11 protein-coding genes are annotated in these 12,189 nt (G+C 57.5%); 6 read left to right on the forward strand and 5 right to left on the reverse strand.

Annotated elements, in window-relative coordinates; genetic code table 11:
- Positions 1-29: 29 nt before the first annotated feature.
- Entirely contained in the window at positions 30-1,112 is a 1,083-nt protein-coding gene (lptG, locus tag LGM20_RS22840; RefSeq protein ID WP_002886956.1) for an LPS export ABC transporter permease LptG, read from the reverse strand.
- A complete protein-coding gene (gene lptF, locus LGM20_RS22845; protein WP_023291773.1) occupies positions 1,112-2,209 on the reverse strand; it encodes an LPS export ABC transporter permease LptF in 1,098 nt (365 codons plus the stop codon). Before lptF ends, lptG begins: the two co-directional genes overlap by 1 nt.
- A gap of 389 nt (positions 2,210-2,598) precedes the next feature.
- Between lptF and pepA the strand changes: the two genes are divergently transcribed.
- The 3 genes from pepA (at position 2,599) to LGM20_RS22860 (ending at position 7,530) form a co-directional block, all read left to right on the forward strand.
- The gene (pepA, locus tag LGM20_RS22850) at positions 2,599-4,110 is read left to right on the forward strand and encodes a leucyl aminopeptidase (protein WP_004206531.1); all 1,512 of its coding nucleotides are present in this window, start codon (positions 2,599-2,601) and stop codon (positions 4,108-4,110) included.
- A gap of 121 nt (positions 4,111-4,231) precedes the next feature.
- A complete protein-coding gene (gene holC / locus LGM20_RS22855) occupies positions 4,232-4,675 on the forward strand; it encodes a DNA polymerase III subunit chi (protein WP_004206530.1) in 444 nt (147 codons plus the stop codon).
- Positions 4,675-7,530, forward strand: a complete 2,856-nt coding sequence (locus LGM20_RS22860; RefSeq protein WP_044525210.1) for a valine--tRNA ligase — start codon at positions 4,675-4,677, stop codon at positions 7,528-7,530. Before holC ends, LGM20_RS22860 begins: the two co-directional genes overlap by 1 nt.
- A gap of 47 nt (positions 7,531-7,577) precedes the next feature.
- Here LGM20_RS22860 and LGM20_RS22865 read toward each other — a convergent pair whose 3' ends face one another.
- Positions 7,578-8,771 carry a YjgN family protein gene (locus LGM20_RS22865; RefSeq protein ID WP_072013443.1) on the reverse strand — a complete coding sequence of 398 codons (1,194 nt, stop codon included), beginning with the start codon at positions 8,769-8,771 and terminating at the stop codon, positions 7,578-7,580.
- 185 nt (positions 8,772-8,956) lie between these two features.
- On the opposite strand from LGM20_RS22865, the gene LGM20_RS22870 reads away from it, so the two are divergent.
- Positions 8,957-9,460: a GNAT family N-acetyltransferase gene (locus tag LGM20_RS22870; protein ID WP_044525208.1), complete on the forward strand. Its 504-nt coding sequence runs from the start codon at positions 8,957-8,959 to the stop codon at positions 9,458-9,460.
- Between the two features lie 283 nt (positions 9,461-9,743).
- On the opposite strand, the gene miaE is transcribed toward LGM20_RS22870, so the two are convergent.
- Complete coding sequence (miaE, locus tag LGM20_RS22875; protein WP_044525207.1) at positions 9,744-10,508, reverse strand: tRNA isopentenyl-2-thiomethyl-A-37 hydroxylase MiaE; 765 nt, start codon at positions 10,506-10,508, stop codon at positions 9,744-9,746.
- Positions 10,509-10,566: 58 nt separating this feature from the next.
- On the reverse strand, positions 10,567-10,989 hold the full coding sequence (gene rraB / locus LGM20_RS22880; RefSeq protein ID WP_023291768.1) for a ribonuclease E inhibitor RraB: 423 nt from the start codon (positions 10,987-10,989) through the stop codon (positions 10,567-10,569).
- Between the two features lie 98 nt (positions 10,990-11,087).
- Here rraB and argL point away from each other — a divergent pair, with 98 nt between their 5' ends.
- Both argL and argF read left to right on the forward strand, forming a co-directional pair.
- Complete coding sequence (argL, locus tag LGM20_RS26655) at positions 11,088-11,183, forward strand: putative translational regulatory protein ArgL (RefSeq protein WP_370736902.1); 96 nt, start codon at positions 11,088-11,090, stop codon at positions 11,181-11,183.
- Positions 11,153-12,157: an ornithine carbamoyltransferase gene (argF, locus tag LGM20_RS22885; protein WP_044525206.1), complete on the forward strand. Its 1,005-nt coding sequence runs from the start codon at positions 11,153-11,155 to the stop codon at positions 12,155-12,157. Before argL ends, argF begins: the two co-directional genes overlap by 31 nt.
- Positions 12,158-12,189 lie beyond the last annotated feature (32 nt).

Genomic DNA, 12,189 nt, shown 5'->3' on the forward strand with positions numbered 1-12,189 from the left:
AGGGGGCTTACGTTCCGTAGCCGGGTCCGCTAGGCCTTGCGCATCATCAGCCAGAGGCTTATCAGGAAGAAGCTGGCGCTTGGCAACAGGGCGCCGATGATCGGCGGTATGCCGTACACCAGGGTCAGCGGGCCGAAAATCTGATCCAGCACGTAGAAGATAAAGCCGAAGCTAATCCCGGTCACCACCCTGACGCCCATCGGCACGCTACGCAGCGGGCCAAAGATAAACGACAGCGCCATCAGCATCATCACCGCCACCGACAGCGGCTGGAAGATTTTGCTCCACATATTGAGCTGGTAGCGTCCCGGATCCTGGCCGCTGGACTTCAGGTATTTCACATAGTTGTGCAGCCCGCTGATCGACAGCGCGTCCGGATCCAGGGCTACCACGCCGAGCTTGTCCGGCGTCAGGTTGGTTTTCCAGGTGCCGCTCACCATCTGCGACCCGGTCACCTGCTTCGGATCGGTCAGATCGGATTCATCCACCTGCGACAGGCGCCACACTTTATTCTCGCTATCGAATTTTGCCGAGGCGGCATAGCGCACCGACTGTAAACGACGCTCCGGGTTGAAGGCATAAATGCTGACGCCCCCCAGCTCATCGTTACCTTTTACCCGTTCGATATAGACAAAGTTATGGCCATCTTTCGCCCACAGCCCCTGCTGGGTGGAAAGCAGCGAACCGCCGTACATCTGCTGAGCGCGGTAGTTGCGCGCCATCTGTTCGCCCTGCGGCGCCACCCACTCGCCGATCGCCATGGTCAACAGCACCAGCGGGATCGCGGTTTTCATCACCGCCAGCGCCACCTGCAGCCGGGTGAAACCGGACGCCTGCATCACCACCAGCTCGCTGCGCTGGGCCAGCATCCCCAGCCCCAGCAGCGCGCCAAGCAGCGCGGCCATCGGGAAGAAGATCTGGATGTCTTTCGGCACGCTGAGGATGGTGTAGAGGCCAGCGCCCAGCGCATCGTAACTACCCTGCCCGGACTTTTTCAGCTGATCGACAAACTTGATAATGCCGGAGAGCGACACCAGCATGAACAGGGTCATCATGATGGTGTTGAAAATCGTCTTACCGATATAACGGTCAAGTACGCCAAACGCCTGCATCAGGCCGCTCCTTTATTAAAACGGGCGCGGAAGCGGCGCATCGGCACCGTGTCCCACAGGTTTAACAGCACCGCCAGCGCAAAATAGAGCAGGTTAATCGCCCACATCCAGATAGCCGGGTCCATTTTGCCTTTGCCGCCGTTCGACTTAATCGAGGTCTGCAGCAGGAAGAACACCAGGTAGAGCAGCATCGCCGGCAGCATCGACAGCACGCGGCCCTGGCGCGGGTTGACCACGCTGAGCGGCACCACCATCAGCGCCATAATGAAGACGGTCGCCACCAGCGTGAAGCGCCAGTGCAGTTCGGCGCGCGCACGATCGGTGTGGGTCTGCCACAGGGTGCGCATATCCATCTGTTCGGTGTCGTCCGGATCGGCGGCCACCGCCTGGTGGCCGATAATGGCCTGATAGTTATTGAAGTCGGTGATGCGGAAGTCGCGCAGCATCGCGGTGCCTTCAAAGCGGGTGCCCTTATTGAGGGTCACCACCTGCGAACCGTCTTTCTGCTGCGACAGCTCGCCGGAATCCGCCACCACCACGGAGGGGCGCGCGTTGCCTTTCGGGCGCAGCTGGGCAAGGAAGACGTCATGGAAGCGGTTGCCGTTCACGCTCTCGATAAACATGACCGCGTTACCATCGCTGGCCTGCTGGAACTGGCCCTGGGCCAGCGCGGCCATGCCGGGGTTGGCCTTGGCTTCCGCCAGCACTTCATCCTGATGGCGCGACGACCACGGCCCCGCCCACATCACGTTGACCGCCGCCACCGCGCCGGTGAACAGCGCGAGGATCATCGCCGCCTTGATCAATACGGCTTTACTCAGGCCGCAGGCGTGCATCACCGTAATTTCGCTTTCGGTGTACAGCTTGCCGAGGGTCATCAGCAGGCCAAGGAACAGACTTAACGGCAGGATAAGCTGCGCCATCTCCGGGATGCCGAGCCCCAGCAGCGAGAGCACCAGATTGGTTGGGATATCGCCATCCACCGCAGCGCCGAGGATCCTGACTAATTTCTGGCAAAAGAAAATCAGTAACAGGATGAATAGGATCGCCAACTGGCTTTTCAGCGTCTCACGAACCAGATATCTTATGATTATCACTATAAATACGCCCGTAAAAACCCGTTTTAGTGCAGGAAAATTGCTTGTTTCATGGCTTAAACGTCATTTATTCTCTTTGGTCGTCGAAAACGTCGCTAAGATTAAATGACTCATCGGTTCTGCATGTCAGGATCTTTTCTGACGAACCCAGGCCTTATTAACGTTAAGATTAACACGAAGTCACCGCAACAGCGGACATGAGTTACGAAAGCTTGCAATTATATACTCAATGGATTTCGAGTTGTAAGAAGGCAGCAGGGCTGTGGCCCCTGGCGCGCACAATGTGCCACGTCAGGGTAAGCAGGCGCAGCCGGCGCATCTGCAACTTGAAAGGCGACGAGTATAGCCGTAGCCACCACTGTTGTCTTTAAGATTCAGGAGCATAGTGCATGGAGTTCAGTGTAAAAAGCGGTAGCCCGGAGAAGCAGCGGAGCGCCTGTATCGTGGTCGGCGTTTTTGAACCACGTCGCCTCTCCCCCATCGCCGAACAACTCGATAAAATCAGCGACGGCTACATCAGTGCCCTGCTGCGTCGCGGCGAGCTGGAAGGCAAACCTGGCCAGACGTTATTGCTGCACCATGTGCCGAACATTCTGTCTGAGCGCATTCTGCTGATTGGCTGCGGCAAAGAGCGCGAACTGGATGAGCGTCAGTACAAGCAGGTCATCCAGAAAACCATCAATACCCTGAATGATACCGGTTCAATGGAGGCAGTCTGCTTCCTGACCGAGCTGCACGTCAAGGGTCGTAACAACTACTGGAAAGTTCGCCAGGCGGTGGAAACCGCCAAAGAGACGCTGTACAGCTTCGACCAGCTGAAGACCAACAAAAGCGAGCCGCGTCGCCCGCTGCGTAAAATGGTCTTTAACGTGCCGACCCGTCGCGAGCTGACCAGCGGCGAACGCGCCATTCAGCACGGGCTGGCGATCGCCGCCGGCATCAAAGCGGCGAAAGATCTCGGCAACATGCCGCCGAACATCTGTAACGCCGCCTATCTGGCCTCCCAGGCGCGCCAGCTGGCCGATACCTATAGCAAAAATGTTATCACCCGGGTGATCGGCGAACAGCAGATGCGCGAGCTGGGAATGAACGCCTACCTCGCCGTCGGCAACGGTTCGCAGAACGAGTCGCTGATGTCGGTCATCGAGTATAAAGGCAACCCGTCGGAAGACGCGCGCCCTATCGTGCTGGTCGGTAAAGGCCTGACCTTCGATTCCGGCGGTATCTCCATCAAGCCGGCCGAAGGCATGGACGAGATGAAGTACGACATGTGCGGCGCCGCGGCGGTGTACGGCGTGATGCGGATGGTTGCTGAGCTGCAGCTGCCGCTGAACGTGATCGGCGTGCTGGCGGGCTGTGAAAACATGCCTGGCGGTCGCGCTTATCGCCCGGGCGATGTTCTGACCACCATGTCCGGCCAGACGGTGGAAGTGCTCAACACCGACGCCGAAGGCCGCCTGGTGCTGTGCGACGTGCTGACCTACGTTGAGCGCTTCGAGCCGGAAGCGGTTATCGATGTCGCGACGCTGACCGGCGCCTGCGTGATTGCCCTCGGCCATCACATCACCGGCCTGATGTCGAACCATAACCCGCTGGCCCATGAGCTGATCGGCGCCTCTGAACTGGCGGGCGACCGCGCATGGCGTCTGCCGCTGGCCGACGAGTTCCAGGATCAGCTGGAATCCAACTTTGCCGATATGGCGAATATTGGCGGCCGTCCTGGCGGCGCGATCACCGCCGGCTGCTTCCTGTCGCGCTTCACCCGCAAGTACAACTGGGCGCACCTCGACATCGCCGGCACCGCCTGGCGTTCCGGTAAGGCCAAAGGCGCCACCGGTCGTCCGGTCGCGCTGCTGTCGCAGTTCCTGCTCAATCGCGCGGGTTTTAACGGCGAAGAGTGATTGCCGTCTGATGCCCGGTGGCGCTACGCTTACCGGGCCTACGGAAAGATGCCGTTTGTAAGCCGGGTAAGCGTAGCGCCGCCCGGCTTTACATTTAAATCCACAACAAGAAGCCCCATATATGAAAAACGCAACGTTCTATCTTCTGGACAACGAAGACACCGTCGATGGCCTGAGCGCCGTCGAGCAGCTGGTGTGTGACATTGCCGCAGAACGTTGGCGCAACGGCAAGCGCGTCCTGATCGCCTGTGAAGATGAGCAGCAGGCGATTCGTCTCGATGAGGCGCTGTGGTCGCGACCACCGGAGAGCTTTGTGCCGCACAATCTGGCGGGCGAAGGCCCGCGAGGCGGCGCGCCGGTAGAGATTGCCTGGCCGCAAAAGCGCAACAGCAGCCCGCGGGACATTCTGATCAGCCTGCGGCTTAACTTTGCAGATTTTGCCACCGCTTTCACAGAAGTGATAGACTTTGTCCCTTACGAAGAAAATCTGAAACAACTGGCGCGCGAACGCTATAAGGCGTACCGCATGGCTGGTTTCAACCTGAACACGGCAACCTGGAAATAATGGAAAAGACATACAACCCACAAGATATCGAACAGCCGCTTTACGAGCACTGGGAAAAGCAGGGCTATTTCAAACCGAATGGTGATGAAAGCCAGGAGAGCTTCTGCATCATGATCCCGCCGCCGAACGTCACCGGCAGTTTGCATATGGGTCATGCCTTCCAGCAAACCATCATGGATACCATGATTCGCTACCAGCGCATGCAGGGCAAAAACACCCTGTGGCAGGCGGGGACCGACCACGCGGGTATCGCTACCCAGATGGTGGTTGAGCGTAAGATTGCCGCTGAAGAAGGGAAAACCCGTCACGACTACGGCCGCGACGCCTTCATCGACAAAATCTGGCAGTGGAAAGCGGAATCCGGCGGCACCATTACCCGTCAGATGCGCCGTCTCGGCAACTCCGTTGACTGGGAGCGCGAGCGCTTCACCATGGACGAAGGCCTTTCCAATGCCGTGAAAGAAGTCTTCGTTCGCCTGTACAAGGAAGACCTGATCTACCGCGGCAAACGCCTGGTTAACTGGGACCCGAAACTGCGCACCGCCATTTCCGACCTCGAAGTGGAAAACCGCGAATCGAAAGGCTCCATGTGGCATATCCGCTACCCGCTGGCCGATGGCGCGAAAACCGCTGACGGTAAAGACTACCTGGTGGTCGCCACCACCCGTCCGGAAACCCTGCTGGGCGATACCGGCGTGGCCGTTAACCCGGAAGATCCGCGTTACAAAGATCTGATTGGCAAATTCGTGGTGCTGCCGCTGGTTAACCGCCGCATCCCGATCGTGGGCGACGAACACGCCGACATGGAGAAAGGCACCGGCTGCGTGAAGATCACCCCGGCGCACGACTTTAACGACTACGAAGTGGGTCGTCGTCACCAGCTGCCGATGATCAACATCCTGACCTTTGACGGCGACATCCGCGAAAGCGCGGAAGTGTACGACACCAAAGGCAATGAATCCGACGTCTACTCCAGCGAGATCCCGGCGGAGTTCCAGAAACTGGAACGCTTCGCGGCGCGTAAAGCCGTCGTTGCGGCGGTTGACGCCCTCGGCCTGCTGGAAGAAATTAAACCGCACGACCTGACCGTCCCTTACGGCGACCGCGGCGGCGTGGTTATCGAACCGATGCTGACCGACCAGTGGTACGTGCGCGCGGACGTGCTGGCCAAGCCGGCGGTGGAAGCCGTTGAAAACGGCGACATTCAGTTCGTGCCGAAGCAGTACGAAAACATGTACTTCTCCTGGATGCGCGACATTCAGGACTGGTGTATCTCCCGTCAGCTGTGGTGGGGTCACCGCATCCCGGCATGGTATGACAACGACGGCAACGTTTACGTGGGCCGCACCGAAGACGAAGTACGCCAGGAAAATAACCTCGGCGCCGACGTGGCGCTGCGCCAGGACGAAGACGTGCTGGATACCTGGTTCTCCTCCGCGCTGTGGACCTTCTCCACTCTCGGCTGGCCGGAAAACACCGACGCCCTGCGTCAGTTCCACCCGACCAGCGTGATGGTGTCCGGCTTCGACATCATCTTCTTCTGGATCGCCCGCATGATCATGATGACCATGCACTTCATCAAAGATGAAAACGGTAAACCGCAGGTGCCGTTTAAGACCGTCTACATGACCGGTCTGATCCGCGATGACGAAGGCCAGAAGATGTCCAAATCCAAGGGTAACGTTATCGACCCGCTGGATATGGTTGACGGCATCACCCTGCCGGAGCTGCTGGAGAAACGTACCGGCAACATGATGCAGCCGCAGCTGGCGGAGAAAATCCGTAAGCGCACCGAGAAACAGTTCCCGAACGGCATCGAGCCGCACGGCACCGACGCCCTGCGCTTCACCCTGGCGGCGCTGGCCTCTACCGGCCGCGACATCAACTGGGATATGAAGCGTCTGGAAGGTTACCGTAACTTCTGTAACAAACTGTGGAACGCCAGCCGCTTCGTGCTGATGAACACCGAAGATCAGGATTGCGGCTTCAACGGCGGTGAAAGGGTGCTCTCTCTGGCCGACCGCTGGATCCTCGCGGAATTCAACCACACCGTCAAAGCGTATCGCGAAGCGCTGGATAACTTCCGCTTCGATATCGCCGCCGGCATCCTGTACGAGTTCACCTGGAACCAGTTCTGCGACTGGTACCTGGAACTGACCAAGCCGGTGATGAACGGCGGCAGCGAAGCGGAACTGCGCGGCACTCGCCATACGCTGGTGACCGTGCTGGAAGGTCTGCTGCGCCTGGCGCATCCGATCATTCCGTTCATCACCGAGACCATCTGGCAGCGCGTGAAGGTCATCTGCGGGATCACCGCCGACACCATCATGCTGCAGCCGTTCCCGCAGTATGATGCCTCTCAGGTGGATGACGCGGCGCTGGCCGACACCGAATGGCTGAAGCAGGCGATCGTCGCCGTACGTAACATCCGTGCGGAAATGAACATCGCCCCGGGCAAACCGCTGGAACTGCTGCTGCGCGGCTGCAGCAAAGAGGCCGAGCGTCGCGTGAACGACAACCGCAGCTTCCTGCTGAATCTGGCGCGTCTGGAAAGCATTACCGTGCTGCCTGCCGATGATAAAGGTCCGGTCTCCGTGACCAAGATCGTCGACGGCGCCGAGCTGCTGATCCCGATGGCGGGCCTCATCAACAAAGAAGATGAGCTGGCGCGTCTGGCGAAAGAAGTGGCCAAAATCGAAGGCGAAATTGGCCGCATCGAAAGCAAGCTGGCTAACGAAGGCTTTGTCGCCCGCGCGCCGGAAGCTGTGATCGCCAAAGAGCGCGAGAAGCTGGAAGGCTACGCGGAAGCGAAAGCGAAGCTGATTGAGCAGCAGGCGGTGATCGCCGCGCTGTAATTGCTCGCGATAGAAAAAAGGCCGGAGCTTGCTCCGGCCTTTTTACATTACAGGAACGGCAGCATCGGAAAAAAACCGCCGCATAGTTTGTCAGATACCGTCGGCTGCGGTGGTGCCGCCGGCTGCAGATCGAGCGAATCGAACTCACCGACCATCGTCGTGTTTTCAGCAATATAGCGTAGCAAATCAATCTTGAACCAGGGATAGGCCAGCCCCAGCGTCAGCGGCGTGAGAAACGTCAACGCCAGTAAACGCGGAGCAAGACCGAAAAACGTCAGGGTGGAACGAAAATGAACGCTGTCCCCCAGCACCAGGTTATTCATCGCGTGATTACGTAAAGCCACACGAAGGTATGCCATGGATAACACGATACCGATAGTGAGGAATATATATCCCCCTAATATCGCCCCAAGATGCCGCAATGCCATAAACAGTGCCGAACCTTCACTGCACAGACCAAACATACAGCCCGTCAGCAGTTGAGCGAATGCTGAAAATAAAAAGCCAATAAAAATGATGATAAACGGCAACAAAATCGCCGTTGCCCATAAAAAAATCACCACACAACGCTTAGTACTCACATAAATATTAAATTTATTTTTGCCTAAGGTTGCGCCTTTGCCGATGAGATCAAGCCAGTGGCTGTAAACCACACCGCTGGTTATTGCCATAATAACTAGCGCCAGCAAAAGCAGAACAACGATCCCCAGCAGCATGCTATTTAGGCCATTGTAAAAGAGCCGACTTCCCAGCATGGCGAACACCACCGCTGTTAGCACGTATATCAGCAAAGGTAAGCCGAGCATAATCCACCATCCGCGCAGCAGATGACACTGAACCCCAAAGCGAATATTCGCGAAAGAGGTCATCGTCGCATGGTAGCTTAACCCCTTAATTATCATTACCGGCAGCAGGATAAGAAATGCCAGCGTCTCCAGCCCTTCGCTACCGGGAGAGAAAATGGCAAGCGCTAAGCTGAGTAAAACCAGCACGACAAATATCAATAGCCAGCTGAGTAAAATCGTGATACCGCGCCCGTGATAGGCAAAGCGGGCGCCATTAACCTCCATATTCTCACAAAGATAACGGCGACTCCGTACCCATGCCCATGGAATAAATAACCCACAAGTTATTACAGAAAAAATAATATTAACCAGACAAATAATAAAATAGCGCCCGACCTGACCATGAAAAACAAAAGAATGGCCAGAACGCTGCAATTGCCCTGAAATCATACTCATAAAAAGGTCGTCCTTGTACTTTAAACCATATATAAAAATAATAAATAATGCGCATCGGCATTAAGAGAGCAGAATATATTATTTTGAATTTTCCCGGCAATACATTTCACGCGCACCTTGCGCCTGTAAACGAATAATGGTATTAAAGAAATATATGGTTATTTAAGCTAAAATTGAGTGATTCTATGAATCTTGCCGCGCCACAGACCTTTACTTTACGCCATATCGCGGTACAGGATAACGCTGCGATAGCGGCCGTCATCCGCCAGGTATCCGCAGAATATGGCCTGACCGCCGATAAAGGCTATACGGTCGCCGACCCGAATCTCGATGAACTGTATGAGCTGTACAGCCAGCCAGGCTCGGCCTATTGGGTGGTGGAGAAAGAGGGAGAAGTGGTTGGCGGCGGCGGCGTCGCGCCGCTCGCCTGCAGCGAGCCGGATATCTGCGAGCTGCAGAAAATGTATTTTATGACCAGCGCCCGCGGCCAGGGGCTGGCGAAGAAGCTGGCGCTGTTGGCGCTGGACTACGCCCGCGAGCAGGGCTTTAAACGCTGCTATCTGGAAACCACCGCCTTCCTGACGGAGGCGATCGGCTTATATGAGCATCTTGGCTTCGAACATATTGACGGTCCGCTGGGCTGCACCGGCCACGTGGACTGCGAAGTGCGGATGTTGAAAATGCTGTAACGCCTCGATATCGCAGGCGTCCCCGGTAGCGCTACGCTTACCGGGGCTACAGTTCGGTAGCCCGGCTAAGCGTAGCGCGAGCCGGGGTATGTCCCGGATGGCACCGCTTGCACCTTACCCGTGCTCGCGGTGCCGTTTTTTTGTCGGGTGGCGGCTAACGCCTTACCCGATCTACGGCCCGTACCATGGCGAGCTGAAGCTCTCAACGCTATCTCTCCCCCCATGGCTACTGAGACTGCCGGCGTGAGTGGCGACCGGGGCGACGGGAGCCGAACAGCGTGGGCTACGCCGCCGCCGGCACGCCGCTGTGAAAGCGGAATTCGGCCTCCGGACGGAGGATCAGCGCCGCTTCCGCCTCGCCGAGCTGGCGGACCCGTTCGCTGATATCTTCTCCGGCAATCTTCTGCGCCAGATCCAGGTAGTCCTGATAGTGACGCGCTTCCGAACGCAGCAGCGACAGATAGAACTTCTGCAGATCGTCGTCCAGCCACGGCGCCAGCGCCGCAAAGCGCTCGCAGGAGCGGGCCTCGATATAGGCGCCGCAGATAAGCTTATCGATCAGCATCACCGGCTCATGTGAGCGCACCTCCCGTCGCATGCCGCGGGCATAGTTGCTGGCGGTGATTTTGACGTAGGGGATATCGCGCGCCAGCATCATCTCCCGCACCTGCCAGAAGTGATGCAGCTCCTCTTTAATCAGCAAAATCATGCTGTCCAGCAGCTGACGGCCCCACGGGTCGTCGGTCTGCGGCATGGCGCTTTTGTTGATCCGCTTATGCAGGGCGACAAAATCCGGCTCCGGCCCCCGGCGGTAGGTGAAGTCTTCATACGGCTTCAGGCAGGCCAGCAGCTTGTCGGCGTCGGCTTTATCCGCGACGTAGCGACGCACCAGCAGCATGGCGTTCTGCGCCGCTTTCAGTTCGCACACCATATGGTCGGTCAGCAGCAGCGGCAGGTTTTCCGGCTTGCGGGCTTCGTCAATCCACGCCTGCGGCGTCGGGCAGTGCAGGAAGTTGATAATCGGGGAGAGTATCTGCGGGTAATCCATGGAAGTTCCTTGCTATACGGCGGCTGGCGCCGCCGTATCCATCTACATCATCTGCGACTTAGTGACGAACACCATCGTCGTCTTCATCGACAAAATCTTCGTCATCCTCGCCGTCTTCTTCGCCGTTCGGGTCCTCATAGTAGGTGCCCCAACCGTCATACTCGACGTCAAATTTTTCTGCCAGCGTCATCAGCTGTTCCACCTGGGCATCGATCAGTTCTGCGTTCAGGGCGCATTCGCTCAGGATATCGCAGCAGATGACCACTTCACCCTCTTCCACTTCCAGCTCTTCGGGCTCGGTCACTTCGTAGCCCAGCTTAAACGCTTCCACCGCCACTTTCTCCAGGGTTTCGAAATCGTCTGCAGAGAGGTGATGCTCAATCGTGTACAGTGCGTCCGGATCGCTGCCATCTTCCAGCAGCTCTTCGATAATCAGACGCGTCTCTTCACGCTGTTCTTCCAGGTGTTCCGGGTTTGCCATGGCTCGTTCCTCATAATGTGCGGCAGTTATCCCTATTGTCACATACCGCCGTCATTGCCTCCACTTCTCAGTGAAAGATTTCGATCACAGACTTGCAAATGAATATTCATACATATAAATTGAATTTTAATTCAATTAGTGGCCTATGCCAGGTGAGGGAACCATGTCTGCGTTTTACCAGAAGCATTTTTTAAAGTTACTCGATTTTACGCCTGCAGAAATCACCGCCCTGCTCGAGCTGGCGGCAAAGCTGAAAGCCGATAAGAAAAACGGTATCGAAGTCCAGAAACTGGCAGGGAAAAACATCGCGCTCATCTTCGAAAAAGACTCAACCCGTACACGATGCTCTTTCGAAGTTGCCGCATACGATCAGGGCGCCCGCGTGACCTACCTGGGGCCCAGCGGCAGCCAGATTGGCCATAAAGAGTCGATCAAGGACACCGCCCGCGTGCTCGGACGGATGTACGACGGCATTCAGTACCGCGGCCACGGCCAGGAAGTGGTGGAGACCCTGGCGCAATACGCCGGCGTGCCGGTGTGGAACGGCCTCACCAACGAGTTCCACCCTACCCAGCTGCTGGCGGACCTGCTGACCATGAAAGAGCACCTGCCGGGCAAAGCCTTTAACCAGATGACGCTGGTCTACGCCGGCGACGCGCGCAACAACATGGGCAATTCGATGCTGGAAGCCGCGGCGCTGACCGGTCTGGATCTGCGCCTGGTGGCGCCCTCGGCCTGCTGGCCGGAGGCCGCGCTGGTGGAAACCTGCACCGCGCTGGCCAAACAGCAGGGCGGCAACATCACCCTGACGGAAGATATCGCCGCGGGGGTGCAAGGCGCCGATTTTATCTATACCGACGTCTGGGTCTCAATGGGCGAGGCGAAGGAAAAATGGGCCAAACGTATCGCCCTGCTGCGCGACTATCAGGTTAACAGCGCGATGCTGGCGCTGACCGGCAACCCGCAGGTCAAATTCCTCCACTGCCTGCCAGCGTTCCATGATGACCAGACCACGCTGGGCAAACAGATGGCTGCCGAATACGGCCTGCACGGCGGCATGGAGGTGACTGACGAGGTGTTTGAGTCGGCGGCAAGCGTGGTCTTCGACCAGGCGGAAAACCGGATGCACACCATCAAAGCGGTGATGGTGGCGACGCTGAGCAAATAGTCCTTCGCTCGCCGTCAAATCCCGGATCGCTT

The organism is Klebsiella quasipneumoniae subsp. quasipneumoniae (assembly GCF_020525925.1).
Taxonomy (GTDB): domain Bacteria; phylum Pseudomonadota; class Gammaproteobacteria; order Enterobacterales; family Enterobacteriaceae; genus Klebsiella; species Klebsiella quasipneumoniae.